The following is a 25,578-nucleotide window of genomic DNA, read 5'->3' as shown; positions in this document are numbered from 1 at the left end:
TCAGCGATGCCGATGTAATTGTTCTCTATTCAAAGAACATGCAGGAAAAGCAACGAGGCATAGGAAGCCGACCGCTGTTCTCCTGCATGTGTACAAAATTTCTATTAGAGCTTGGTATCGTCCACGCTATCAAGCCAAGCCTCAATGCTGCCGATGACCGACGTGACACAGCCGTCCTCGAACGGCGAGATCAATCCCGCAACCTTCACCAGCTCCGTGAAGGACTTGCTGCCGCCTTGACGGCACAGATGGAGGTAATCCTTCCATGCTTCCTCACGGTTCTCATGCATCTTCTTCCAGAACTGGAATGCGCAGATTTGGGCCAGCGTGTAATCGATATAATAGAACGGGGTGTTGAAAATATGCCCCTGCTTATGCCAGAAGCCCCCTTGCTCCAAATAGGCGTTATCCGCGTAATTGCGGTGAGGCAAATATTTGCGCTCGATTTCGCGCCATGCCTGCTTCCGCTCAGCCGGCGTCGCATCCGGGTTCTCGTAGACGAAATGCTGGAATTCATCCACCGTCACGCCGTACGGGATAAAGATCAACGCGCTTGCCAAATGTTCGAAGCGGTATTTGTCGACTTCCTCCTTGAAGAACAGATCCATCCACGGCCAGGTGAAGAACTCCATGCTCATCGAATGAATCTCGCAAGCCTCATAGGTCGGGAAGCTGTACTCCGGCACGGCGAAGCTGCGGCTCTCGTAAACTTGGAAGGCATGCCCCGCTTCATGCGTAAGCACGTCGATATCCCCGGACGTACCGTTGAAGTTGGAGAAGATGAACGGCGCCCCATATTCGCTGATATAGGTACAATATCCGCCGCTTTGCTTGCCCTTCTTCGCAACGAGGTCCATCAGGCCGTTCTCCTGCATAAAGGTGAAGAATTCCTTCGTCTCAGGGGACAGCTCGGCATACATCTTCGCTCCGTTCTCAACGATCCACTCGGGATCCCCCTTCGGCGTTGCATTTCCCGATTTGAACGCAAAGTTCTCATCATAATACAGCAGCTGGTCTACGCCAATCCGGTTCTTCTGCCGTTCCTTGAGCTTCGATGCTACAGGAACGATATGCTCCAGTACCTGGCTCCGGAAGTTCGCTACCATCTCGGCATTGTAATCGGTGCGGGCCATCCGTGCATAGCCGAGCTCAACATAATTCTTGAAACCCAGCTTCTTCGCGATTTTCGTTCTGACCTTGACCAGATCATCATAAATGCGATCGAAGGTCTCCTCGTTCTCAGCCATAAAGCCGCTCGATGCTTCCATGGCGCGTTTGCGCATATCGCGATCCGTCGATTGCTGGAACGGAATCAGCTGGGACAGCGTGCGTTCCTCGCCCTCGAACTGGATTTTGGCGGAGGCGATCAGCTTCGCATATTCCGTCGTCAGCTTGTTCTCCTGCTGCAGGTCCTCAATCACCTCAGGGCTGAACGTCTTCAGGGAGAGCTCAGCCAGCTGGAACAGCTGACGGCCCCATTTCTTCTCCAGCTCGCTGCGGAACTTGGAGCCGACCAGCGCCCGATAATAATCCGTAATATATTCCTGAACGACCGGACCGTTCTCATCGAAGAAGTCCTGCTCCGCTTTATAGAATTCGTCGTTGGTATCGATCGAATGCCGAACGCTTGCGATCTGCTGGAGCGTATCGAACTCGCTGCGAAGCTTGTTGATTCCTTTCATTGCCTGATCCTGCTCTTCATATGATCCGGCGGATGTGAAGGCATCCAGCAGCTCCTTAAATTTCTGTTCGAAAGCTTTGACGTCAGGCCGCTCGTAGTGATACTCGCTAAATTTCATGACATACACCTGCCCTTTCCATATAAAAAATACAACGATTCATCCATTCGGCATCTAAACGATAAAGTTATAGAACCCAAACGATTGTAATTTCGATACAGGTAGGGCATTATCCTGCTGACGTTCTTCGAAATTATGCGGAAGGTGACCTGGCTTTAATATGGCTTACGAAAGTGTCTTCAGACCGATTGCAGAAACCAGAATCAGTCCGATGAACAAAAGCCGGCGTCCTTCCTTCGGTTCCCCGAAGGCAAACATTCCGAGCAGCGTACTTCCGGCCGTCCCCATCCCTGTCCATATGGCATAGGCGGTGCCCATGGATATCTTTGTCATGGACAAAGTCAGCAGCAGGAAGCTGGAGCCCAAGGCGATTGCCAGAAAGAGATACGAACCGAGCGTGCGGTTAAGGGTTACCCGTCTCAGTGCGATAACGCCAAGCACTTCACACAGGCCGGCTCCGACCAGGGCGATCCATTCCATTACGCATCAGCCTCCTTTCCGCCCGCCTCGGAATCCTTCGTGACCAGCTTAAGCCCAAGCACGCCTGCCGCCAGACCTGCAATGAACAGGAGTTTCAGCGGGTTGGCCTGTTCTCCGAATACGAGGATCTCAGCGATGACGGTCCCTGCCGTTCCGAGGCCTGTAAAAATGACATATACGGTCCCGATCGGCAGCTTGGCCGCCGATTCAAGAAACACCTTGAAACTGAATATTATGGAGGCGACGGTTATCAGCCAGTGCCACCACAGCTCGGAATGCTTAAGCCCCGATACCCACACGACCTCCAGAGCGCCAGCAAGCAATAAAAGCCACCATGCTTTTCTCATCTTTACACTCCCCTCCATCACATGATTTTGAACATCATCGATGCCAGTGTTATGTGATGTAGTGATTGTAATCAAAATCTGGAATTAAGTATAATGATAGATAATTATGGCAGCATCAATTTTATTGATACCACTTGCGGAGGTGAGGACCGTGGAATTAACGGATCTGAAAATTTTTGTGAAGATAGCAGAGGAAGGAAACATATCGCGTGCAGCTGAAGGACTAGGGTACGTTCAATCCAACGTAACGGCACGGATCAAAAAGCTGGAAGCAGAGCTGGGCGTTTTGCTGTTTAACCGGCAGCCGCATGGGGTGACGCTTACGGAGAAGGGGGCGCTATTCCGGGAATATGCGTATTCGATTATTCGTCTTTCAGAGGAAGCGGTGCACGCAATGGAGGACGCTCCGTATCCAAGCGGAAGCCTATCGATCGGGATTGTCGATACCCTTCACTGCGGCAGTTTTATTCGGGCTCTTTCCGATTACCAGGCGAAATATCCGAATGTCAGCCTCAGCTTCATTACCGGAAGCTCGCCGGACCTCATCTCCAAGCTTCTGAATTATCAGCTGGACGGAGCGTTTGTAACCGGAGAATTTCCTTCGGCGAAGCTGGTCACCGAGTACAGCGAGCAGGATGAGGTTCGTCTGCTGACAACATGGAACGCTCCCTCCCTACCCGATCTGTCACGGACTAAGTGGGTGGTGTCTCCCGTTGGCTGCCCCTTTCGCCAGGCGCTGGAATCATGGCTGCGGAGCGAAAGCATCCCTTTAACGAACATGATTGAGGTTTCGTCGCTGGATACGCTGTTAAGCATCGTAAGATCCGGACTGGCATCCACCCTTCTTCCAAGTTCCGTGCTCTCGGAGGAATATGCGGACCTGAACAGTTTTCCGGTGCCGGAGGCGTTCCGCCATGCAACGACCAGCCTGGTTCGTCGCAATGACCGCTTTGGCAGCAAGGCGTTCTCGGCATTTGCCGAGCTGGTGAAGGTTAATTTTGCACAAGGGACGGATTAAGGATGGAATAGATCAAAATATCTTCGAACCGGTCCTTTACCTTCAAATACGAGCGCAGCCTGCCCTCTTGCTTCATGCCGGTCTTCTCCATCACCCGGAAGGAGCCCGCATTGTCCGGATGGCATTTGGCCTCAATCCGTACCAGCTGCAATCGGTTAAAACCGAATTCGATAACGCGGCCAATCGCCTCGGTCATGTAGCCACGATTCCAATAACGGTTCGAGAGAACATAACCTAGCTCGGCCTTCTGACTCCGGTTATCCCATTGGATGAAGCTGCAGGTTCCAATCAAAGCGCCTGATTGCTTGTCCTCGATGCCCCAGGGGCCGACCTTTTGCTGATCGTAGCGCTGCATGATAAATTCGATAAACCGCCTCGTATCATCACGGGATTGATGGACGTCCCACACCGTGTACTTCGAGACCTCCGGCACGGAGCAATAATCGTACATGTCCTCAAGATCGTCCCAGCGGATGCGTCTTAGACGGGTCCGATCCGTCTCAAGTTCCGGGAAAGGCTCGAAAGCATCCTCAATTTTCTTCATAGGTTTCGCTCCTTCCTTATTCAAGGCTATAAACCGGCATCCATCCGTAATGCATCCTCCGTACCTGCTAGCTCCAGCTGCTTCCGGATGTAGCGCGCCACCCCGTCGGCATCGTTCGAATCCACCACCAGATCCGCCAATTCCTGGATTCGCTCGTGCGCGTTCCGCACGGCAATTCGGGTGCCGCCCGCTTCAAACAGCCCCAGGTCATTGAGATGATCACCGAAGACAACTGTGTTCTGGAGCGGAATCCCCATATGATCAGCCCATAGGCGAAGCCCGTCCCGTTTGTTCCCATTCACGTGGCTGAATTCCAAAAAGTAATGATTTCTTATGTAATAGTCCGGCATCATATGCGCATGCACCACATCTCCGAAACAATCGTTGACCTCCCGGCGAATCGGCTCCAGCTCATCGAACAGGCCAATATACGTCAGGGCCAATGTTCGGTGCCCCTCTGGACAATGTAAGGCTGCTACCTCCATAAATCTCGGATCATTCACGCGGCTTTGATAAAATGCAGTCTCTCCCTCCCGGCAAAGCGTTTCATGGAGCACGCGTTCCCGGTGATCGGCATCCAATGAAAAGTAAAAAGGCGTCAGCCCGTGTTTCTTTCCGATCCGGATGATATCGCTCGAAATTTTGTGATCCAGCCAATACCCGTCAATGACCGTCCCATTATGGCCGTTATAGATCAAAGCCCCGTTATACAGGATCAGAGGGTGCTTCCAAGGAATGTCCGCAACAACTTGCATAGCGCTGACATATCCGCGCGCCGTTGCGAATGTAACGACAACATCATGCTGCAGCGCTGCCTCGATGGTTTCCAACGTATAAGGGGAGAGCGTCTGATCCGACCTTAGAAGCGTCCCGTCCAGGTCTGTAATAAATGCTTGATGGTTCAATCGGATAAGCCTCCTTGTAGTAATATGATGATGTCTAAGCCTGAGTCCCAACCATGTGGTGTAGATGGAGACACGCAGGAGTTTGCAGCTTTTTTATGAGATCCAATGAAAAAAAGCTTCCCGAATCATAACCCATATGCTACTGCACAAACGCCATGACGTCCCGAATATCCTGAATGTCCGCCAATGGCTGAACGCCCATGCGATTCATTTTGGAGATATCTCCCCGGTAGGCAATGAACGGTATGCCGGCACACTCGGACGCTTTGCCGTCCACCCATGCATCGCCAACAGAGAGCCATTGGCTTGGAGTGGTATGCGCAAAAAACTCCAGCACCCGCAAGTAGCCATCCGGTGCAGGCTTTAAGGAACCCATCTGTTCTCTTCCCACGATCAGGTCAAAATACGATGCGATTCCGTTCTCCTCCAAAGCCGTCAGGGCTGCATCCCGCGCATTATTCGTAACTATGGACAAATGTAAACTTCCATGCAAATGACGGATCAACTCCAGCGCGCCATCTTCAAGCTCGGCGCCGGCCATCCCCTTGATCTCATGCTGTTTGGCGATATCCCACATGCGCCGGGACAGTTCATCCGTCATATGACCGGTCTGCATCGCCTCCGCGATGACCGTAGAGGTCGTATGGGTGTCCATAGACAGACCTTGCGGGAGCACCCGATGGTCTACAAGAAAAGTGTAAATCGCCCATTTCATGGCGTTAAAGTCAATGCTCGACCGCAGCAGCGTGTTGTCCATGTCGAATACAATGCCTTTCCAGTTGCTATTCATGGTATCACACTCCTGTCATCCGAATGCTACGAAGCACGAAATCTTCCGGCCACTCCTTTTTGTTCATGCGAATAAGCGCAGTAACGTTCGCTTCACCCGGGTAACCCTCGGTTACCTCGTCATGAGATGGCGATAGCTCGATGAAAAGGCTGGCAGGTCGAGCTCCGTCCGCTTCCGCAATGCTCATCGACACAATCTCGAAGCCTTCGGAAGAGGGATGCTTTCCTGCATGGATCATCAAATAAATCTCTTCTTCGGTTTCCTTGAGCACGCTGGCTCCCGGAACGCGGTTGTGCTGCGCTTCGTATTGTTCTTGAATATCCTGATCCACTTGATTGTCCGTCCGAAACTCCCATACGTAATCCGGTGAGGTTTTCGTATAAGCAAGCTGCGCATACGCGATCGGAATGAGCTTGCGGTCATGAACGGCCTCGACCGTTTCCGCTTCGCTAACCGGCGGTTTAGACCGGTCTGAATTTTCCATAATGCAGCCAGTGATAATGAGTGTGACCAATGCGATCATGAGACTGATGTAGGCAGGTTTCCGCATGGCTAACCCCTTACAACTTCCGTGCCTGCAATGAAATCATGAATGGCGCGTTTGTCCTCCCGCAGTGCCACCATCAAGATGCTGGCGATGAAACCAATCCCAAATGTCAATATATACACGAGTCCGGCAACGACATTGCGAAGCAGCATCGTTCCAATGCCCGGCGGATCCAGCGTATCGTATTTGCGAATTCGAATGCCGCATATCCGCTTCCCGACCGTGTACCCTTTCCAGTAAACGGGTACCAGGATGCCGTACAAGGCTAACAAAAAATTGCTGATCGGTTCATTTTCGAAATCGCCTGTCAGTATTCCAAATAGAATGCTTATTGGTAAAGAGACGATCAGGGCATCCAACAACCAGGCCCCAAAACGTATCCAAAAGCCCGCTTCTTCATTCATAACGCATCCCCCTCATCGATCAGGTATCCGCTGTTAAGGATTCCGCCCTTCACTGCCAGATTCATCAAGTTCCTTCCAGTTGCTCTCGATCCGATTTAAATCCTTCTTATACCATTGAACAAATACGAACCATAGACGTGGTATAGCCCGATCGCCAAGCTGATTATGCTCAGTATCACAGGAGCCTTTCCTACGTCTTGTAGAGCTTCATCGAAAAGGATATACACTTGTGAATTTATCGTTATGATGGCAGCGGTCAAATAACGGATTCCGAAGAGCACCACGGATATACCGATGAATACTGCGCCTAGCGTCCGATTATGCACAACATCCCTCCTCATACGACTTTTTAAGGATTGCTATGTGATGTGATCCACTCTTCAACCCGCTTCATCTGGGCATTGAACCTCGTACTCCTGTAACAGCAGGTATCACCATGTATCCTATATCACAATATTTTCCACTCCCTTCATTGTAAACTTCTTCCGTTCATCCAACAACAGGTTTTCCATGATTTCCCACACGGATTAAGCGTACAGGCCAGATTTGTGCATAAAAAAGAACAGCTAACACGTTATCGTGAAAGCCGTTCTGTCATGGTATCCTGATGGACCGCGGGTGGAGGTCTTGCCCCTGCGTGGCAGCTTAATCCACTTATTTGTCATCTGTCTGCACGTCTCCATATGTACCCGATGGTTCGAAGAAGACCGTAGCCGATCATAACGCCGATCGTATTCAAGATCACATCGTCAACATCCAGACTCCCCCGGCGAGTAATGAGTTGTATAAGCTCGAGCAGTAAAATTCCAGGCAGAAAATAAGCGATGGTCTTGGCAAAGCCGGCTTGAATTGCCAGCGGAATGAGCACACCGAACGGGAGAAACACACCGATGTTTCCGGCAATATTGATGAGAGCTTCCATGGAATGAATCGGAATGTAGTGACGGATGGTAGCAAGTGGAATGATATTGTAGCTGTACTCCAGCAGCCGTGTCCTTCCATAACCCCAAAGCATCCAGTAGGCAAGCAGTAAGGAGTATGCGATTAATAAAGGCCAAGACCACTCAATTCGATATCGGGATTTCATGGATTAAAATAAGGCTCCAACTGATGATCCTCGATCAATTCAATATTTTTACGTTCCGTTGCGTATTTCTTAATATGTTGTTTGATGTTGGGGTACAGCACGATGTCATCCAATTGTGAAAGGGGGATCCACCGTACGGAGGATTGGTCAGGATCGGGAATATCAGGCAGCCTGGCCACAGAACCAGCCTGAGGGCAGCATTCCAAGACAATATATAACGTATGGATATTCGACGTATTATTACCGGAATGATGATGCGGGGCGTATTCGTACACAAAGGCGATTGGGCCGGCAACAGCTGTTATCGTAGTCTCTTCATATAACTCCCGCAGCACGCCGTCGGTAATGGTTTCGCCGGGCTCTGCCCCGCCACCGGGCAGATTGTAATGAATCCCGTTCGCATCCGAATACTCGACCAGCAGGATCCGCTCATCTTGAATCACTAATGCCGTGGGCCGTACTCTTATATGGTAACTCATGGAGACACCTCGTTTCGGTTGGTCGGTTCATAGGTATATGCAATACTATCCTTCTGCAAATGTCTTATGTCGTTATACAGCGAACATTCCCAATGGTCGCCGACTTGGGTGATGACGGTTAGAGAAGCGTTATCGATGTAGGTGGCTCTAAAACGATGGGGCATCAGATATTGCAAGGTTAAGCCAATGACCGCGCCATGGCTTACTGCGAGGATGTATTGGTGATTAAGCTTGTTCGATATGTCATTCACGAATCGGCTTCCTCTTGCCGCGACAGCCTCATAGGGCTCCATCCTCAAATCAAGATCCCGCCACTGCTGCCCCCAGGTTTGAATCCGCTGTTCTTCTGTCGTTCCCTCGATCAGACCGCAATCGATCTCGCGGATGCAGTGCTCCTGGATAACATCCCGCACACCTAGCTCATGCGCAATGATTTCGGCCGTCTCCTTCGCCCGAATTAACGTACTCGTAACGATCGCCTCCCACGGCCCGTTCTTCAATCTTTCAGCTAATAATTTGGCTTGTTGTCTTCCTTCACCGTTAAGCGGAATATCGCTAAGTCCTTGGGCGCGGCCCAGTGCATTCCAGTCAGTTAACCCATGACGGACGAAACCAATGGTTGCCAACACAATCCCTCACTTCTCGAGTATTCTGTGTTCAAGGCTGCATTTTCCACCGGATAATGATGTACCGGTTCACTAGTAAATTATTTCCAGCACAAACCGCAGGCCGAGGTTGATCACGGTATACATCCAGTGATCCCCTTATGCTTCGAGCTGCTTCTTATGGTGAATCATGTGCTCGATATAATCATCGAACAGCCACTCCAGCGTAACCTCCGTGCCATCGTCAAGGATGCCTTTTTTGCGGTAATCAGCTTCCCCCGCCTGCTGCATGACACGAACGATCATCCGGTTCAGCTCCCGCCACAATGTAAGAACCTCACCCGGCTGATATTGGTCTTGATACCCCTGAAGACGAACCCAGTCGTCCTGCGTATATCCCTGAATGTGGATTGGTTTATCGGACAACAGAAACCGTACGAACCGCTGATGATTATTCAGCGCGGAGTCGCATAGATGGCCAAGAATTTCCTGCTTCGACCACTTCTCGATAGACGGTTTCCGAGTAAACGCCTCCTCCGTCATGGCCTCAACGAGCTCTGTTACTTCTGTGATCAATGATTTCAATCGATCGAGTGCTTCCATGTACCTTCCGCTCCTTTATTCGAAAATGATGAGCCTTTTCTTGCTATATGTCGCTTACAATCAGCGGTAGACCCAGAAATTTGGCATATCCCTGGGCGGCCGCGAGAATATCCTCCTTCCGTTCTTCAAGGGGAGTAAAAGGCGCAAAAGTGACCTCGACTCCGTTACGCTTGATCTCCCTCCTCCATACGCCGGCAATTCGGCCGTCCACAACGATCATTGGCTGAAACACTCCGTTGCGATATGGCGCGATCTTCGGATCGTGTTCCGGTTCAATTACGGCATCCCGCGCCTTATAGCCCAAGTAATACTCATCGAATCCCGGTAAAAGGTGGACAGCTGGCTGCTCCTGCTGATGCTCCGGTAAGGAAGCCGACATCCAATAAACTGCGTTGTCGAGCTTGATCTTCTGCAGAACATTCGAAACAGACTCCACGCCGCGCTTTGCTTCAGACAGCGAAAGCCCGGTCCACCATGCAAAATCCTGAACCGTAGCAGGACCGTGCCCGGTAAAGTAACGCAGGGCAAGCTCGGCCAAAGCTTCCTCGGTTGTCAGCTCCTTTAATTGACCGACCCATGCTTCGAGCAAAACAAAGGTTTGTTGATTGCCTTCCCGCGGTCCAAAGCAGAGCATGCCGTTCCGGCTCAAATATCCAAGGACATAGTTCCCCAAGCCATTCTTCGTCGAGATGCCGTCTTCCTCCAGAACCGTCATCAAATCCGGGCGTGGTACGGGAGTTCCATCATGCAGCGCTCTTTCGATTAAGCTTCTGCAGCGCTTCAGTATTTCTCCATCGAGTCCGAGCTCCGCCTGTTTCCGCTTGTCATGAGCTTGTAATCGAGGGGCGGTCAGCTTCTGCATCCATAGAACATCCTCGGCCGGCACCATAAAAATCGTTCCCCGCATCGGCCAGGTAAGCACGATTTTCCGCTCAGCAATTGCCAGCTCTACATCCGGCAGCCCGGCGGAAGCCGTTCGCAAACCAACTCCCCAGACCGCCTGGCCGAAATCCTGGGCTTGAACCGCGCCTAATCCTTTTACGACTTGTTCCGGTGTATTAAACTTCTTGTTCCCGATCCCCTGGGACGACAGCCTTAAGCTAGCAATCGTTGGATTTGTCAATTCCGCAACACTCCCTAGACATCAAATAGAACCGCAGGTGCCGTTAAGCAGCCTCCATCAAACGAATGAGCAAGCGTACTTCTGAGCTTGTAAGTGACACCCTGATTTTCACGAAAGTTTGCCTATGATAAATCGGGAATCGACATCCAGGCCCGCTCGTTCTGCCAGCTCACTTCGACCGGCGTTTCGAAGAAGGCGGTCAGATTGCCGCTGGTCAGCATATCCTTGGAGCTTCCCTGGTTAAACACGCTTCCCCGCCGGATTAAAAGGGAATGCGAAAAAATCGGCAATATTTCTTCAATATGATGCGTCACGAACAGAAGCGTCGGAGCATCCGGCTTCGAGGCAAGCGCCGTAATGCTGGACAATAGCGCTTCCCGAGACAGAAAATCCAGCCCGTTGCAGGCTTCATCAAGAATCAGCAGTCTCGGGGATGCCATCAGAGCTCTGGCAATCAGCAGCTTTTGCTTCTCCCCTTGCGAACAGGTTTCATATGTACGTCCAAGCAGATGATAACAATTAAAATCCTTCATCAGCTGTTCCGCTTGCGCCCGGTCGTCCTCATCAATCTTCTGATATAAACCAATGGAGGCGTGCTTGCCGCTGATGACAACGTCAATCGTCGATTCGTTCGGGCGGATCCGCTCCTGGAGCGAGGAGCTCACCCAGCCGATTGATTTCCGGAGTTCTCTTAAATCTACCGTACCGAAACGGTGGCCGAGTACGGAAACGCTGCCGCTTGTCGGCCAGATGTAACCGTTAATCATATTCAGGATCGTTGTCTTGCCTGACCCGTTCAAACCCAGAACGGCCCAATGCTCCCCCGGTTTGACGGTCCAATTGACCCCGGACAGCACAGTCTTCTGCTCCCGTCTCCAGGTTACGTCGTTCAATTCAATTATCGAGTTCATTGCTGCTCCCTCTCCTTTTTCTGCTTCGTTTCTGCTTTTCTCTTTTCAAGGATTATATCAGCAATTACATATTCCTCAATAGCGAAAAGAGGGAACCTCAATTATTAAAAAGCAAAATGGACTATTGCCAAAGCTAGAATCATTATATCACGCCAGAATTTGGATCATATCGGAAGTTTGCCGGCGATTATCCAGCACAACACCACGCCTCTGCCCTCCTAATTCCTACTCAAACAGCAGCGCGTATCTATAACGTCGCGGCATGTTCTTTTTTTGGCGTCGAATCCAAGAAAGATCTTATCTCTGCACTATCTCCCGATCTCATCCTAAATCATTCAATAATGAAAGAATTTGTACATCTATCGCCTACAGGCCTAATTTTCATCAAGATACAATGGGAGCTATCAATAGGCGAGAGGTGATTAATCATGAATGCACAAACGGTGCAGACGCCGGACAAGGCCGGACTGTACAAAGGCATGGAAGCGGTTGCCAACAAAACATTCAAAGGGCGCTGGAACGCTCCGCTAGCCGGTTACCTGTTCATCGCCCCCTGGCTGCTGGGCTTTCTCATTTTACAGCTGTGGCCCATTATTCAGTCCTTCTATCTATCCTTCACCGAATATTCGCTGTTGGAGCCGGCCCGCTGGATCGGTATCAAAAACTTTCAGGATATTGCTCACGACCGGCTCTTCTTCAATTCATTGAAAGTGACATTTCTGTACGTGATCGCTTCTGTGCCGCTGAAACTGTTGGTAGCGCTGGCTATAGCCCTGCTGCTCAACCGGAACATTCGGGGCATATCCTTCTACCGAACGATCATTTACCTGCCTTCCCTGATCGGCGGAAGCTTGGCGGTCGCCGTACTGTGGCGCAATATTTTCGGTCTGAACGGCTTCATTAATCAGCTCGCGATATGGGTCGGAATCGCCCCCAAAAACTGGATTGGCACCCCCTCCACCGCCCTCGGCACCCTGGTACTTCTAACGGCATGGCAGTTCGGCTCGTCGATGATTATTTTCCTTGCCGGCCTTAAGCAAATCCCAAGCGAGTTATATGAAGCCGCATCCGTGGACGGGGCCTCGCCGCTTCGCAAGTTTATCCGGATTACCCTGCCTATGTTATCACCGGTTATCCTCTTTAATCTGATCATGGGCATCATCAACGCATTCCAGATGTTCACATCGGCATTTGTGGTCACGAATGGAGGACCGGTCAATTCAACCGAGATGTTCGCCCTGTTTCTGTACAATAAAGCCTTCGGATCCCTGCAGATGGGCTACGCATCAGCCTTGGCCTGGATCTTGCTCGTTATCATTGGCATCGCCACGGCGCTTAATTTTATCGCGTCTAAATACTGGGTCTTCTACGAAACCGAAACGGAGGGTCGCAAATGACAGGTGCTCATAATAAACAAAACTGGCTGGTCCATGTGCTGATGATTGCATTCTGTTTTGTGATGTTTTATCCCGTCCTGTGGTGGATCGGCGCCTCCTTCAAATCAACACCGGAAATCAGTCTACCCACTCTGTTCCCCAAAGTATGGTTGTGGCAAAATTATACGGAAGGCTGGATGGCACTGCCCAAGTATACATTTACACGCTTCTTTATGAACAGCCTTAAGCTCAATGTGGCGACCACGATCATTCATGTCATTTCAGCCAGCCTGGTGGCTTTTGGCTTCGCTAGGCTGAACTTCCCGCTGAAGGGGTTATGGTTCTCCATCCTGCTGATGACCCTGATGCTTCCGGGACAGGTCACGCTCATCCCGCAGTATACGATGTTCCATTCCTTCGACTGGATCAATACCTATCTGCCGCTGATCGTCCCTTCAGCCATGGGCGGAGCCTTCTTTATTTTCCTGATTGTCCAGTTCATCCGCAGCATTCCGCGAGAGCTCGATGAGTCCGCGAAAATCGACGGCTGCTCCTGGTTCGGCATTTATCTGCGCATCGTAATGCCGCTGACCCTGCCTGCGCTCATCACGGTAACGATATTCTCGTTCATTTGGGGCTGGGACGAATACTTTGGGCCGCTGATTTATCTAAATACCGTGGATAAGTACACGGTCCCGCTCGCGCTCAGAATGTTTATCGACTCCCAGTCAGCCGTTCCATGGGGGCAGCTGCTTGCCGTATCCCTGCTCTCCGTGCTGCCGCCGGTGGTCATTTTCTTTCTGGCGCAAAAGCATTTCGTGGAAGGGATTGCCACATCCGGGCTGAAAGGATAGATTTCAGAGCGGTAAACGGATACTGTAGCGTGTTCTTCCAGCTCTTCTTCAGGCGGCGGCCAAGCCGGACATCTCGATCATCCGGCTTCCGCCAACGTTGGCAATGAGGCAGCAGCGCGTTCAGCGACCTTATGGCTTCCAAGGGGAGGAGAAAACGCATGAATCCGTTTCGCACGTTTCGCATCGATTACGTTTTTTTCTTCAGTTTTGCCGGTTTTATCGCGGTCCTCATCACGATCATGATGATTGTTAGTTATCGCTTCTCGGCTGATGAGCAGGCGAACAGTGCCTCCATGTACCAGCAGGCGGTGCTGCAGCAGCTCAACAAACAGCTTACCGACCAGATGAGCGCTGTGGAGCAAACCTCGCTAGCCGTGTCCATCAACTCGCCTCTGGTGAACTATTTAACAATGAAAGGAGATTATTATGCACGCAAGAAGGCCAGGGACGAGCTGAATCGGGATTATTTGGCGCCAATGCTGAACAGCTCGCGCTCGATGTTTTCTTTTCAGATTTATATGAACGATCCGCTTCAGGTCGATCCCAACGCCAACATTCAGTACCTCCCGCTGGCCACAGCCAGCCGGGAGATCTGGTATCCGGCCATCGACAAATCCGACTTTCTCTGGATCGGCCAGCGTGAGGTCGGTTCGCCGCAGGGGAAACAGCAGGTGATCAGCTTTGTCCGTAAAATCACTTCACTTGACGGTGTGAACCACGGAATTCTGATTATCAATGTCCGGGTCAAATTTTTGCAGGACATTCTGACGGAAGATAATTCCTTGGCCAGCCGGCTCCTGCTCGACTCCGGCGGCCGGATGATCATGCACACCCGGATTGCTCCGCCTCCCGAGGAAATCAGCGCCATCCTGGAGCGGGTCAGCGGAGACACTGGGCATGCGCGTCATCTTCTGACCGCCGCCGGCTCGCTGCCTGAGAAGAACATGCTTACCGTATGGTCCCGGACATCCCCTGGCAGCTGGATGCTGGTGGAGCTTACGCCCTGGAAGGAAATTACTACCGGAGGTGTCCGCCTTGCGTGGACGATGGCTATTGTGGGAGCCGTCGCCATTTTGCTGTCCCTGTTCTTCACATTGTTCCTTTCCCGGAATTTCACGCGGCCGATCCGGAAACTGATTCAGCTGATGCAGGCGTTCAATCCCGGGAAGCGCAGGCAGCCGTTGCCCAACGAATACCGCAACGAATTCGGCAGCTTGTTCAGCGGCTACCGCAAGCTCACCGAGCGGATCGAAACGCTGTATCAGTCGCTGGAGCAGCAGTATAAGGCACAGCGCGAAGCGGAGATTAAGGCGCTGCAAGCGATGATTAACCCCCATTTTCTCTACAACACCCTGGATCAGCTGAACTGGATGGCGCTTGAAGCCGGTCAAGAGAAAATCAGCCGCGTGCTCGAGCTGATGGGGCAAATGTTCCGTATTGGCCTGTCGGGCGGCGAATCCATGATTTCGATCCAGGAAGAGCTTTTGCACGTGGATTGCTATCTGAAAATCCAACAGTTCAAGTGGGGCGAAGGATTGGAATGGCACATCGATTGCCCGAAGGATTTACAGCATCTGATGATTCCGAAACTCACCCTGCAGCCCTTTGTGGAAAACGCCGTTATGCATGGTTTTCATGGCAGACGCCAAGGACGGATCCAATTGACATGTCAGGAAGAGGACCGAGGCATCCGGATTTGGATTCGGGACGACGGCATCGGGCTGCGCGAAGACTGGAAAACACGGAAACGCCATCCGACGGGCGGATACGGCATCCGCAACGTAACGGAACGTATTCAGGTTTATTTCGGTCCGCCCTTTGGCGTTACGCTTCGCAACCGTGCCGATGTGCCAGGCACCGAAGCGGAGATCTACTGGCCGAAGCTGGATCAACAGCAGGATCAGGAAGGGGGAAAAAATCATGTGGACCATTGCTATCGTGGATGACGACCGGCAAGCGCTCGGCGGCATGTCCCGGTTAATCCCTTGGGAGCAGCTCGGCGTACGGCCCGTCGGGGAGGCCATGGATGGCGAAGAAGGACTCCGGCTGATCGAGTCAAGCAAGCCCGATATCGTCATCACGGATATCTATATGCCGGTAATGAATGGTCTCGACATGATCGAACAGCTCCGTAAGCAGCAATATACCGGCAAAATCATCATTTTGAGCGGGTATTCGGATTTTGAATATGCTCGCAAGGCACTGCGGCTTCAGGTCGACGATTATTTGCCCAAGCCGGCCTCACCGGCAACGATCCGGGAAGTGCTGCAGCGCGTCACACGCGAGTTAACGGAGCGCCGAGCGTTGGAGAACAGAGAGCGGGAGCTGCAAAACCGACTCATGCAGTATGAGCCGTTTCTGGAAAGGGAATGGGTCAAATCCGTGCTCATCGGAGGGTCCTCTTCCCCGCTAACGGATTCCTCCCGTATGCTGGACCGGCTGGGATGGAAGAATGCCCAATTCATGATGCTAGCTTTAGAAATTAAACGCCAAGGACGTATGGAAGGGATCTCCGTCCGGGACTGGCACCTGTTCCGGTTTGCCGTGGGCAACACGGTAGAGGAGCTGGCCGGTCAGGACGGTCTGCGCAGCTATTTCCTGGAGCTGCATAGTCACCATATGGCGCTGCTGTTGTATAAGCCCCTTTCGTGGCCGACCGAAGCGTTCCGCTTGGAAGTTCTGGCGCTGGCAGGGCGAATCATTTCGTCCGTGCATCGATTCCTCAGGGTCAAACTGCATATCGGTGTCGGTCTCCGTAAGGACAACTGGCTTGCCATCTCCGATTCCACCGAAGAAGCCTTCCAAGCACTCGCCGAGCGGCGCGAACCGGATTCCGCCCATCCCTGCGTCTACGTATATAATGAAGGCGGCATTCGGCGTTCAGCACGACGGAACATACGTCCGGTGCGGTTTTTCCAGGAGATGGCCGACGCAGTAAGGACCTTTGACGAGCCTAGAGCACTGCTGGCGCTGGAGGACTTCTTCCGCAAGGACAGCGGCGCGGCTCAGCTTCAGACCGACGAACTAACCGCCATCGGAACACAGCTGTTCGCCATCCTCTCCTTTACTCTGTACGAGTCCGGCATCCGGCTCGACGATGAGCTCTCTCTCACGGACTTGACCAAAGAATTGGGGCAATTGGAAGATGCCCAGCAGTGGAAGGCATGGGTAGCGGACAAAGTGAGCCGAATCTGTTCGCGTTACACGCCCAATGAAAACCTCAAGCATAAGGAAACGGTCGAATATATCATCCAATACATTCATGAGCATTACGCCGAGAACATTCATCTTCAGGATCTGGCCAACCAGGTGTATATCTCCAAAAACTATCTCAGTACCATATTCCGCCAGTTTACAGGTGAAACCTTCGGCGATTATTTAACCAGGGTGCGAATGGAAAAAGCCAAGAGCATGGTTATCGAGAAAAAACTGCTGATTGCAGAAATCGCCGAGCGGGTCGGATATCGGAATGTTCCGTACTTTACCACCCTGTTCAAAAAGCATACCGGGCGCAGTCCCACCGAGTTTCACAAAGCCTAATGATCAGTTCTGTTCTGAAATTTCCGACTCATGAGCATCCCGCCTCCTCATTCGATCATCGTAAAATACTGAAATGATTCGTTGTTTTGTCGCCTACGAGAAAGGTCCTGGACTTGGTACGTTAAAGAAGCAGATCAGTTAATTAAGGGAGGTTCATCCGATGAGAAAATCATGGCATCGTCTCGCTTCTGGCGCTGCGGCCGTGTTGTCACTGTCCCTGGTACTCTCCGCTTGCAGCGGAATCAAGAAAGAAGAAGCCGGATCCGCGGAGCCGGCAGACGGCAAGTCCATCACGCTCCGAATCATGTGGTGGGGATCTCAGGCAAGGCATGACGCAACTCTGAAAGCGCTTGATTTGTACTCCGAAAAGAACCCAGGCATCACATTCGAACCGGAGTACCAGTCATTCGACGGGTACCAAGACAAGCTGTCGACCCAGTCCGCGGGGAAAAACACGCCGGATATTTTCCAAATGGATGCCGCCTGGTTCAACGATTGGGCGTCCAGCGGACGGCTGGAGGATCTCTCCTCCATACCGACGGACCATATCGATAAGGCGCTGCTTGAGACAGGCACCTACCAAGGCAAACTGTACGCGATGCCGCTCGGCAACAACGCTTGGGGCATGGTGTACAACAAGACGATGATGGATAGCCTCGGCGTTCAGCCGCCGAAGACATGGGACGAGTTTTTTGCCATGGCGCGCGACCTGAAGCCGAAGCTGGCCAAGGACCAATACCTCACGCGTGACCTGACTGCGGACGGCGCGTTCTACATGTCGTATCAGCTGAGCATGGGCAAAGGCTTTTCCATGAGTAAGGACGGAAAATTCCATTATGACGAGGCTACCTGGAAGGATTGGATGAACAAATGGGCGGAGCTGCGCAAGGACAATCTCGTGACACCGCCTGACGTCACCGTATCGGATAAAGCGCAGGACGCACAAATGGACCTGCTCATTCAGGAGAAGATTCTGCTTCGGGGCGCGCATGCCGCGGAATTCGGCGGAACGGATGCCTTAAAACCCGGCGTGTTGGCGTTAACGACCCAGCCGAGGGGAACGCAGGCAGGCGGCTGGCTGAAAGCCTCCATGTACTGGAGCGTCAGTCCCAACAGTCAATACAAAGAAGAGGCGAAGAAGTTCATCGACTGGTTTGTCAACAGCGAGGAAGCCGGAGAAATTTTGGGTACTTCGCGCGGGATTCCGGTTAACAAAACCGTAGCCGATGCGCTCCAGCCCAAATTTACGGACGTCGATAAAAGCGCCCTCGGCCTGATTAACGAGGTGTCCAAGGACGGAGCCGCGTTTGACCCCGGTCCAGGGAATAAGGGCGGCTGGGCCAACTTCACGAAGGAATACGACAATATCACGCAGTCGATCATGTTCGGTAAAATCAGCATCGACGAGGGCTGGGACCAGATTGTCAAATTGAGCAAAACCCTGGAGTAATCCATGCCGTTAAGCTGTCTGTTTGAGTTTGGTAAAAACCGCCACGCGATAGCGATGGCACTCCGTAAAGCACCCGAAAATACCGGGTGCTTTACATTATGGAGCTTTGAAGTCTCCATAAGGCCTTTTAATTTTCTTCTTTAATTGGATACAACTCCTCTAAGCTGTTCATGTCTTTACTTCCAAGTACCGTTTCTCTGCCATTGGTGGTCATGTATCCATACTGGGATTGGCCTGAATGTGTAGAAACATTATAGAAAAACAACCGATCATTGCTAATTTGTGGATTCGTGAATTGGTTTACACGTAAGGGTATTCTGTTAGTAGTTTGCCCTATTCTTTGTTGACGTCGCTTCCTCGGAAGAATACGTACACGCCTTGGACGACGATAAGGATCAACCAGATCATCGTAACGAATATCCCCGATTCCTCATGATAGAACCAGATCTTCCCCGTCAGAATGGACTCTTGCAGTCCAGGTAAAAGCGGCGTGTCCATCCGCAGCCAGAAATTAACGATGATGTGAACAACGATGAACAAGGCAAGATGCTGCTTGAAATCCTTACGATTACCGAATTCTTTTTCCAGATTCATGTTCCTTGTCACCTCCCCGATTCGTGTAATGATCCATGATGTGATCGATATAGCGAACCACTTCTTCATCCATGCCGTAGATCAGCGGCGATTCCTGACTGGCTGCGTCGATGAAGCGAAAATATTTGGACTGTAGTTCCTCATCGCCGTTAAACCAACTGGATATGCATGCCTTCCATTGTTCGGCCAAATCCTCCACCAGAGGAGCGTCTTCATCGGCTCGCATGCTCTTGCGAGTCTTCTTGATAAGCTCCAAAGCCGTTAACAGGCGCGGGTCCTCGCTCCCGATTAAGGGAAGCTCCCTCAGCGCGTCGATCTCCTCTTCGGTAAATACATCGGCTGGAAACGTGGCCGGAATCTCGTGATCCACAAAATGCGGACTGTCGATTCTTTCGATGATATTAAAAACATGCTCATCATTTCGCCTACCCGACATTTCAATCGTTTGAATTACGCCTCTCAATATAAACTGCTTGCGCTTCAGATCATCGATCTTCTTCGAAGCCTGCTCGATCTGGGCTTGCAATAGTGGAACCCACGGGTCCGCATCCGACTCCGCTTCCGGTATTTGTTCATCGAATAATGCTTTGATTTGTTCCAGCGAATAGTCCATGGATTTCAAGGACAGGATCGTCTGGAGTTTGATGATGGCCTGATCATCGTAATAACGGTAGCCGTTTTCCCTTGAAATCGTCGGCTTTAAGAGTCCGATCTCATCATAATAATGCAGCGTTCTGCGGCTGATCTTGACTTTATGAATCATTTCTCCAATCGAATACATCATGCCAAGGCTCCCTTATCTTCCATATCTCATTCTCCATTAAAGAATACAACATCCGAAGCGTCGCTGATGAGATAGATTCCGGCGATGGTAGCAATTACGGCAAGAGCTTCTTGAGTATACGGTTCGATTTTTCGATTAATTTTAGACAGGAATCCGTTCGCCTTGTCTCCCACTAGATATCGGAGCGTAAGCAGCAAGCACGGCGGTGCAATCATAACCGCACAGTATGCGGCCAGCATGGGCATCCACTCATAAACCTCGAGCCCGCGCGTAGTCATCAGTCCGATGGCTGACAGAAAGGGAAGCATCGTCGCGGCCTCGATCATGGATACCGTGATTCCTAATTTCATCATGGAAAGATACGTATCCTGCGGTCTGATTCGTTCCAGCTTATAGCTCCTTCCTTTCGGTTTTTTGTCCAGCCGCACGCCAATCAGCACGAGGATGACCCCGAGGAATAGCTGAATGTACGATATGGCAGCATGCTCCTTCCACCCGGATAGCCAAAATTCAAACATCGCCCCCGCTCCGTTCATGAGTGCGATGCCCAGCAAAATATAAAAACCGGCTACGCTCAACAGATACACCATGATGCGAAGAGGACGGTAAGCGTTAGATAACAACAAAAAAATCGTCACGACGATCGATGCAAAGCTAAGGCTATCCAGCAAGGCCAATCCCAGGATGGTAATCCACATATCGTCCCTCCCTTATGTCATGATGCGATCCTATATATTCATAACATTGACGTTAACGTGGAAGTCAACGGCAAAAAAACGCCGCATGGTCTATCAGACAACACGGCGTTCTTCGTTCAGGTACATATGATCTATTGTTGAATCTGTATCCGGTACACCAAGCTGTCAAAATCCCCGCGCAGCGGCAGCTCGATCCCGATGTTCATGAGTGCCCTGCCGCTCCATGTACCGGCCACCCCCTCAATGGCATACGACTGATCGGCTTGCAGCCCGGTCAGCCGCAGTCTCGGCAGCGGCTCGCCCAGCTTCTGGCTGTGCAGGAACGCAAACAGCACTTAGTCGCCGCCGTCTTCGCTGCCGTACTGCACGGCTGTTACGCCTTTATGCCGAAGCGAGTCTAGGCGATACTGGCCGTTCCACAAGCCACCTTTAAAAAATGATATTGACACGACACCAAACGGTGACCTAAAATCGAAGTATCACCAAATGGTGTCCAATTAGCAGCCATGCTGCCAATGCCTTGACCGTTTTTATAGGTAAAGACCATGCTCTTTACAGATGCCCGCATTAGCAAAGTAAACTGTTCCAAAATAAGTAAGGGAGTTGGGGATATTGAGCTTTTTTCAAGACATGTTCGCCGTATTCAAAAAGAGAGAGCTGCCATTGATGGAAAGCCGCAAAGAATCAGAAGACGTATATTCATTTCTATTTGAGAAAGATAAGGATTTAACCTGGAAAGCAGGGCAATATGGTTTGTTTAGCATCACGCATAAGACCATCAAAAATCCTACGAAACCATTCAGCCTAGCTGCCGCTCCCGCAGAGAATATGGTTAAAATCACAACTCGTATTGGTGAAAACCCAAGCGATTTCAAGAAAGCACTGCTAGAATTAAAGCCCGGCATGAAAATCAAAATGAGCGCTCCTGTAGGGTCCTTCTATCTCCAAGATAACAGCCCCTCGCTGCTGATCGCAGGCGGAATTGGCATCACACCGTACCGGTCAATCCTTAAGCAGTTAGAGGCCGAGGGGAGTAAAGACGCGAAGCAGCAAAAACTGCTCTATTTGGATGGCAATAAAGCTTATATTTACAAAGATGAGCTTGATGAATTGGCTACCCGAACTTCACTAAATGTAGCTTATCTTGATTCAAGGGATGACTTGCATGAGGAAATTGAAAGGTTTAAAGCCTTACATAACAACAATGGTAAATACTTTATAGCAGGACCGAAGTCCATGGTGGAGTCTATTTCTAGCTATTTACTAAATCAAAATATATCCAAGCGGAATATTAAAAAGGACGCCTTCTTTGGATATTAGTTCATCTTTGAAACCTTTACTTGAAACCATGCTGCAAAGGTGGTGAAATATAAACGGCGGTCCCCTCAAACATCTTTAGATTACTAACAGCGAAAATCAATTCTTTTAGGAGGGTTGTCGTGATAGAGAATCATTCATCAAGGGATGTGTTTGACGCCATCGCAGATCCCACTAGACGCCAACTGATTCATCTGTTGTCACAGGCGGACGAGAAACCGCTTCATGAACTTACGTCGCAGTTTTCAATGGGCCGAACCGCGGTATCCAAGCATTTGACCGTTCTTAAAGAGGCCGGACTGGTGCTTGACCGGAAAGTAGGCAGAGAAACACGATTTAAGCTGAACGCCGCTCCGCTTCGAGAAGTCCAGGATTGGGTGGCTTATTACAGCAAATACTGGACGACCAATATGTTGCGCTTGGGCCAGCTTTTAGAGGAGGAGAAACATTGAGCTTAGTATTATCCCTGGATTTTCAGTACACCACATCGATCGAGAAGGCTTGGGCGGCCTTAACCGATCCCAACAAGTTGGCACAGTGGATCACGGCCAATGACTTTAAGCCTGTCGTGGGGCATCGTTTTCAGTTTCGCCATGAGCCGAACGAATATTGGGACGGAATCGTTGACGGCGAAGTGCTGATCGTGGAGGAACCAACCCGCTTGTCCTATTCCTGGGCTGCCGGTGACGAACGGCATACCGTTACCTGGACGCTGCAGGATTTAGGGGACGGAAGGGTGAATCTTCATCTTGAACAGACGGGCTTCTCCCATGTTCATGGTCTCGAAGGGGCCAGATATGGCTGGAAAGAATGGTTCGGCAAGTTTGAGCAGGTGCTGGAAGGATAACCGCATTCAGTACAAAAACTTGCCTTGCTCTTCCCATGGCTAAGTTTTGGGACGATCGTTTGAACCCTTGCTTAGCCCGAACAAATAAACCGGCTGCGTGTGTGCGGCCGGTTTATATCTGTAGTATTGGACATGCCGGCAAGCTCTCATTTCTTTCAGGTTTGTAAAACGAATGATTGACGTATTGATCTTAGGAGGGTACAACATGGAAGTTTTTAAAGAATTTTTAGAGCGTATCGATAACCCGCAGCATCGTGCACGAACGGAAGAAGTGATCGGTTGGGTCGCTTCGAAATTCCCTAATTTAGTGCCTAAAATTGCATGGAATCAGCCCATGTTTACCGATCATGGCACATATATTATTGGCTTTAGCGTATCTAAACAGCATCTGGCTGTTTCCCCTGAACGGGCCGGGATTAGTCAATTCGCTGATGAAATTGCGCAAGCCGGCTATGGTCACACCAAGGAATTGCTGCGTATACGGTGGGATCAACCGGTTGATTTCTCACTGCTTGAGAAAATGATCGAATTTAATATGATGGATAAAGCTGACTGTTCGACCTTTTGGCGGTAAATAGGGCAAACTGGATATTCCGTTCATGGCGAGCCGTCGAATCCTGATTGAGACTTTTTTCTAAATGCCGGGGACCGGGTCTCCCGTATAGCCTAAACACATTAGCTTAGCTATATGGTTTAGCCTAACATATCTAATCGCGTGCGATGATACAACAATCCATACCGTCAGGTCCCGTAAACCAGGCCAAGCGGCCCTCCGACTGAAATGGTTTCATAGAACATCCTCCTCCAGACCGCAAAAAAGCGCACACTCCTCCCAAGGAGTGTGCGCTAAATTGATATGAAATTCATATGTTAAAAAAAACATGGTGAATTTTGTATTTCAATTGGTGCTTAATTCTACTGCCGAGGCTGTCTAATGGCACAAATCAGGATAAATAATGGACACGAAAGCGACTACAATCCTCCTCTTGTGCCGATGACGGAAACGGTGCGGTGGGACAAATGAAGATAAGCCCGAAACGCGAAGTTCCTGGCTTTTCTCCATTTCAAGACTAGTGCACTTAATGGCTTAAGGTGTACAAATAATAACCATAGTCGGTAGGCGTACCGGGATGTCCGATTTGTCTAAGCATGGCGGTTACATTGCCCCTGTGGTACGTCCCGTGATTAACCACATGCTGGATATATTCTAGGGATCTGGCTTTAAAGTCTCCGGACGGATAAACGGTTTCGAGATTTTCATGCAACTCGATGAACTGCCGGAATCGCACCGCCAAATCATCCATTAACTGTCCGAGCTCTTCGATTCGCTTTCCTTCTGTTTCCGCAACAAGCCGATCGATCGACTCCTTCAAATTCTCCAGATACGCAGGCGACATTTCCGTGACTCCGCCCGCTTTAAAGAACGACAGCCATCCGGAATCAATGACATAGATGTGAACCATCGTGTCGTAAATGGATGGAAAGACACTGACAATCTTCTTGCGATATACTTCCTCCGAAAGCCCTTGTAAATATTCGCAAACCTTACGGTTTGCCCATACGTGGTAATCATACTGCTGCAAAATCCATGCTTTCAAATCGATATTCCCCTTTGTATAGACGGGGAAACACGCAGTTTAAGGGCAATTATGCGTTATTAATCCCCATATTGGTTTGCCCGTTTATAATTGTTGTTTTCATCTTAAACGCCTCCTGATCTTAACCTGATCCAATTATAGCATAATGACGGCTAGGTGTTTTCCAAAAAGTTATTTGAAAGAAAGCTAACATCACTTGGTAAACTACCGTTTACAGGATTATAAAATTAAAGCCAGCTTATCGCCTACTACACTTGCCCCAGAAATTATATACACCCTGCTTACAAATTTATTTCTTCGCGGAAGCTCCTTGCTTTCTGTACATCATTCCCTGTATCAGTTTGTATAAAAAACATAGTAAAAGCGAGAAGGCAATCATCATGAAATACGTGTTCCAATTAAAGAACTGATTATTCATATGGATCGATAAAATACCGTCCGTAATGGATTCGATATGAGCCCAGTCTGCTTCACCATATCTTGATTCGAATGCCGCTGCTTGGATCTCCCTGTAAATGTCGAGCCTGTGCAGCTGATAGGCATATCCAGCAATGATATAGCCGGCAAGAGCTATAATCAGCAAGCTTGAAACGCTGGGGGCCATCTTCACATTTTTCAGTATACGAATCCATTGATAAACCAACACCGAAAAAAGAATGCCAAGCGGGATGAGCAGGAGTATAGCCGGATTCCCGTTACCTGAACTGACGCCGGGTCTAGGTGTCATCGCATTTCCGAGCAAAACCAGAATCAAGCAGACCAGCGCATTGATGAACAGACCTGCATATCGTTTCATCCTCATTTATCCCTCCTCGCTCAAGCTTACCTGCAATGATCACATGATAGCTGGCAGACAGCACCCTAGCGTTGTTGATCCA

At 50.4% G+C, this 25,578-nt stretch carries 29 protein-coding genes and 1 pseudogene; 10 read left to right on the top strand and 20 right to left on the bottom strand.

Features of this window, described 5'->3' with window-relative positions; translation table 11 throughout:
* Positions 1 to 104: 104 nt before the first annotated feature.
* From NST44_RS15065 to NST44_RS15055, 3 genes are all read right to left on the bottom strand, one after another.
* A complete protein-coding gene (locus NST44_RS15065) occupies positions 105 to 1,799 on the bottom strand; it encodes a M3 family oligoendopeptidase (protein WP_007127983.1) in 1,695 nt (564 codons plus the stop codon).
* 165 nt (positions 1,800 to 1,964) lie between these two features.
* Positions 1,965 to 2,279 carry a DMT family transporter gene (locus NST44_RS15060; RefSeq protein ID WP_007127982.1) on the bottom strand — a complete coding sequence of 105 codons (315 nt, stop codon included), beginning with the start codon at positions 2,277 to 2,279 and terminating at the stop codon, positions 1,965 to 1,967.
* Positions 2,279 to 2,626 (bottom strand): DMT family transporter, encoded by a 348-nt coding sequence (locus tag NST44_RS15055; protein ID WP_007127981.1) that lies wholly within the window; start codon positions 2,624 to 2,626, stop codon positions 2,279 to 2,281. The genes NST44_RS15060 and NST44_RS15055 overlap by 1 nt, the downstream gene beginning before the upstream one ends.
* 151 nt (positions 2,627 to 2,777) lie before the next feature.
* Here NST44_RS15055 and NST44_RS15050 point away from each other — a divergent pair, with 151 nt between their 5' ends.
* A complete protein-coding gene (locus NST44_RS15050; protein ID WP_007127980.1) occupies positions 2,778 to 3,644 on the top strand; it encodes a LysR family transcriptional regulator in 867 nt (288 codons plus the stop codon).
* On the opposite strand, the gene NST44_RS15045 is transcribed toward NST44_RS15050, so the two are convergent.
* From NST44_RS15045 to NST44_RS14995, 11 genes are all read right to left on the bottom strand, one after another.
* Positions 3,619 to 4,188, bottom strand: a complete 570-nt coding sequence (locus NST44_RS15045) for a GNAT family N-acetyltransferase (RefSeq protein WP_007127979.1) — start codon at positions 4,186 to 4,188, stop codon at positions 3,619 to 3,621. The two genes, NST44_RS15050 and NST44_RS15045, sit on opposite strands and share 26 nt — an antisense overlap.
* A 26-nt stretch (positions 4,189 to 4,214) precedes the next feature.
* Positions 4,215 to 5,093 carry a Cof-type HAD-IIB family hydrolase gene (locus tag NST44_RS15040; protein ID WP_007127978.1) on the bottom strand — a complete coding sequence of 293 codons (879 nt, stop codon included), beginning with the start codon at positions 5,091 to 5,093 and terminating at the stop codon, positions 4,215 to 4,217.
* 139 nt (positions 5,094 to 5,232) lie between these two features.
* The gene (locus tag NST44_RS15035; RefSeq protein ID WP_007127977.1) at positions 5,233 to 5,883 is read right to left on the bottom strand and encodes an HAD family hydrolase; all 651 of its coding nucleotides are present in this window, start codon (positions 5,881 to 5,883) and stop codon (positions 5,233 to 5,235) included.
* Between the two features lie 4 nt (positions 5,884 to 5,887).
* Entirely contained in the window at positions 5,888 to 6,433 is a 546-nt protein-coding gene (locus NST44_RS15030; protein ID WP_340900025.1) for a hypothetical protein, read from the bottom strand.
* 2 nt (positions 6,434 to 6,435) lie between these two features.
* The gene (locus tag NST44_RS15025; RefSeq protein ID WP_007127975.1) at positions 6,436 to 6,834 is read right to left on the bottom strand and encodes an RDD family protein; all 399 of its coding nucleotides are present in this window, start codon (positions 6,832 to 6,834) and stop codon (positions 6,436 to 6,438) included.
* A 661-nt stretch (positions 6,835 to 7,495) separates the two neighbouring features.
* A complete protein-coding gene (locus NST44_RS15020; protein WP_210094729.1) occupies positions 7,496 to 7,921 on the bottom strand; it encodes a VanZ family protein in 426 nt (141 codons plus the stop codon).
* Entirely contained in the window at positions 7,918 to 8,400 is a 483-nt protein-coding gene (locus NST44_RS15015; RefSeq protein ID WP_007127972.1) for an NUDIX domain-containing protein, read from the bottom strand. Before NST44_RS15015 ends, NST44_RS15020 begins: the two co-directional genes overlap by 4 nt.
* Complete coding sequence (locus NST44_RS15010) at positions 8,397 to 9,029, bottom strand: histidine phosphatase family protein (protein WP_251537439.1); 633 nt, start codon at positions 9,027 to 9,029, stop codon at positions 8,397 to 8,399. Before NST44_RS15010 ends, NST44_RS15015 begins: the two co-directional genes overlap by 4 nt.
* Positions 9,030 to 9,164: 135 nt before the next feature.
* A complete protein-coding gene (locus NST44_RS15005; RefSeq protein ID WP_210094731.1) occupies positions 9,165 to 9,608 on the bottom strand; it encodes a DinB family protein in 444 nt (147 codons plus the stop codon).
* A gap of 43 nt (positions 9,609 to 9,651) precedes the next feature.
* Complete coding sequence (locus NST44_RS15000; RefSeq protein WP_210094732.1) at positions 9,652 to 10,731, bottom strand: winged helix DNA-binding domain-containing protein; 1,080 nt, start codon at positions 10,729 to 10,731, stop codon at positions 9,652 to 9,654.
* Positions 10,732 to 10,853: 122 nt separating this feature from the next.
* Positions 10,854 to 11,642: an ABC transporter ATP-binding protein gene (locus tag NST44_RS14995; RefSeq protein WP_007127967.1), complete on the bottom strand. Its 789-nt coding sequence runs from the start codon at positions 11,640 to 11,642 to the stop codon at positions 10,854 to 10,856.
* Between the two features lie 428 nt (positions 11,643 to 12,070).
* On the opposite strand from NST44_RS14995, the gene NST44_RS14990 reads away from it, so the two are divergent.
* The 5 genes from NST44_RS14990 to NST44_RS14970 all read left to right on the top strand — a co-directional run bounded on the left by NST44_RS14990 (position 12,071) and on the right by NST44_RS14970 (position 18,862).
* Positions 12,071 to 13,039 (top strand): carbohydrate ABC transporter permease, encoded by a 969-nt coding sequence (locus tag NST44_RS14990; protein ID WP_210094733.1) that lies wholly within the window; start codon positions 12,071 to 12,073, stop codon positions 13,037 to 13,039.
* Complete coding sequence (locus NST44_RS14985) at positions 13,036 to 13,872, top strand: carbohydrate ABC transporter permease (RefSeq protein WP_210094734.1); 837 nt, start codon at positions 13,036 to 13,038, stop codon at positions 13,870 to 13,872. The genes NST44_RS14990 and NST44_RS14985 overlap by 4 nt, the downstream gene beginning before the upstream one ends.
* 158 nt (positions 13,873 to 14,030) lie before the next feature.
* Positions 14,031 to 15,818, top strand: a complete 1,788-nt coding sequence (locus tag NST44_RS14980) for a cache domain-containing sensor histidine kinase (RefSeq protein WP_210094735.1) — start codon at positions 14,031 to 14,033, stop codon at positions 15,816 to 15,818.
* Positions 15,793 to 17,412 (top strand): response regulator transcription factor, encoded by a 1,620-nt coding sequence (locus NST44_RS14975; protein ID WP_210094736.1) that lies wholly within the window; start codon positions 15,793 to 15,795, stop codon positions 17,410 to 17,412. The genes NST44_RS14980 and NST44_RS14975 overlap by 26 nt, the downstream gene beginning before the upstream one ends.
* Positions 17,413 to 17,572: 160 nt before the next feature.
* Positions 17,573 to 18,862, top strand: coding sequence for an ABC transporter substrate-binding protein (locus NST44_RS14970; RefSeq protein ID WP_210094737.1), 1,290 nt, complete (start codon positions 17,573 to 17,575; stop codon positions 18,860 to 18,862).
* A gap of 333 nt (positions 18,863 to 19,195) precedes the next feature.
* On the opposite strand, the gene NST44_RS14965 is transcribed toward NST44_RS14970, so the two are convergent.
* From NST44_RS14965 to NST44_RS14950, 4 genes and pseudogenes are all read right to left on the bottom strand, one after another.
* The gene (locus NST44_RS14965; RefSeq protein WP_007127960.1) at positions 19,196 to 19,456 is read right to left on the bottom strand and encodes a 2TM domain-containing protein; all 261 of its coding nucleotides are present in this window, start codon (positions 19,454 to 19,456) and stop codon (positions 19,196 to 19,198) included.
* Positions 19,431 to 20,240: a MerR family transcriptional regulator gene (locus NST44_RS14960; protein ID WP_040737896.1), complete on the bottom strand. Its 810-nt coding sequence runs from the start codon at positions 20,238 to 20,240 to the stop codon at positions 19,431 to 19,433. Before NST44_RS14960 ends, NST44_RS14965 begins: the two co-directional genes overlap by 26 nt.
* A gap of 26 nt (positions 20,241 to 20,266) precedes the next feature.
* The gene (locus tag NST44_RS14955) at positions 20,267 to 20,938 is read right to left on the bottom strand and encodes a GAP family protein (RefSeq protein ID WP_007127958.1); all 672 of its coding nucleotides are present in this window, start codon (positions 20,936 to 20,938) and stop codon (positions 20,267 to 20,269) included.
* 131 nt (positions 20,939 to 21,069) lie between these two features.
* Positions 21,070 to 21,357 (bottom strand): annotated as a pseudogene (locus NST44_RS14950) (GH36 C-terminal domain-containing protein); the annotation flags it as partial.
* Positions 21,358 to 21,550: 193 nt separating this feature from the next.
* Between NST44_RS14950 and NST44_RS14945 the strand changes: the two are divergent.
* The 4 genes from NST44_RS14945 to NST44_RS14930 all read left to right on the top strand — a co-directional run bounded on the left by NST44_RS14945 (position 21,551) and on the right by NST44_RS14930 (position 23,676).
* Positions 21,551 to 22,258 carry an FAD-dependent oxidoreductase gene (locus tag NST44_RS14945; RefSeq protein WP_340900021.1) on the top strand — a complete coding sequence of 236 codons (708 nt, stop codon included), beginning with the start codon at positions 21,551 to 21,553 and terminating at the stop codon, positions 22,256 to 22,258.
* A gap of 119 nt (positions 22,259 to 22,377) precedes the next feature.
* Complete coding sequence (locus tag NST44_RS14940) at positions 22,378 to 22,707, top strand: ArsR/SmtB family transcription factor (protein WP_007127955.1); 330 nt, start codon at positions 22,378 to 22,380, stop codon at positions 22,705 to 22,707.
* On the top strand, positions 22,704 to 23,102 hold the full coding sequence (locus NST44_RS14935; RefSeq protein ID WP_007127954.1) for an SRPBCC family protein: 399 nt from the start codon (positions 22,704 to 22,706) through the stop codon (positions 23,100 to 23,102). The genes NST44_RS14940 and NST44_RS14935 overlap by 4 nt, the downstream gene beginning before the upstream one ends.
* Positions 23,103 to 23,307: 205 nt before the next feature.
* Positions 23,308 to 23,676, top strand: a complete 369-nt coding sequence (locus NST44_RS14930; protein WP_007127953.1) for an iron chaperone — start codon at positions 23,308 to 23,310, stop codon at positions 23,674 to 23,676.
* A gap of 505 nt (positions 23,677 to 24,181) precedes the next feature.
* Here the strand turns inward: NST44_RS14930 and NST44_RS14925 are convergent.
* Positions 24,182 to 24,700: a DinB family protein gene (locus tag NST44_RS14925; RefSeq protein WP_210094740.1), complete on the bottom strand. Its 519-nt coding sequence runs from the start codon at positions 24,698 to 24,700 to the stop codon at positions 24,182 to 24,184.
* Positions 24,701 to 24,989: 289 nt separating this feature from the next.
* Positions 24,990 to 25,496 carry a hypothetical protein gene (locus NST44_RS14920; protein ID WP_244152633.1) on the bottom strand — a complete coding sequence of 169 codons (507 nt, stop codon included), beginning with the start codon at positions 25,494 to 25,496 and terminating at the stop codon, positions 24,990 to 24,992.
* Positions 25,497 to 25,578: the final 82 nt, after the last annotated feature.

Origin of the sequence: Paenibacillus sp. FSL W8-0919, from assembly GCF_038003785.1 — a bacterium.
Taxonomy (GTDB): domain Bacteria; phylum Bacillota; class Bacilli; order Paenibacillales; family Paenibacillaceae; genus Paenibacillus_AQ; species Paenibacillus_AQ lactis.
The sequence above is the reverse complement of the archived record's forward strand: the minus strand, read 5'-3'. Positions and strand labels throughout refer to the sequence as shown.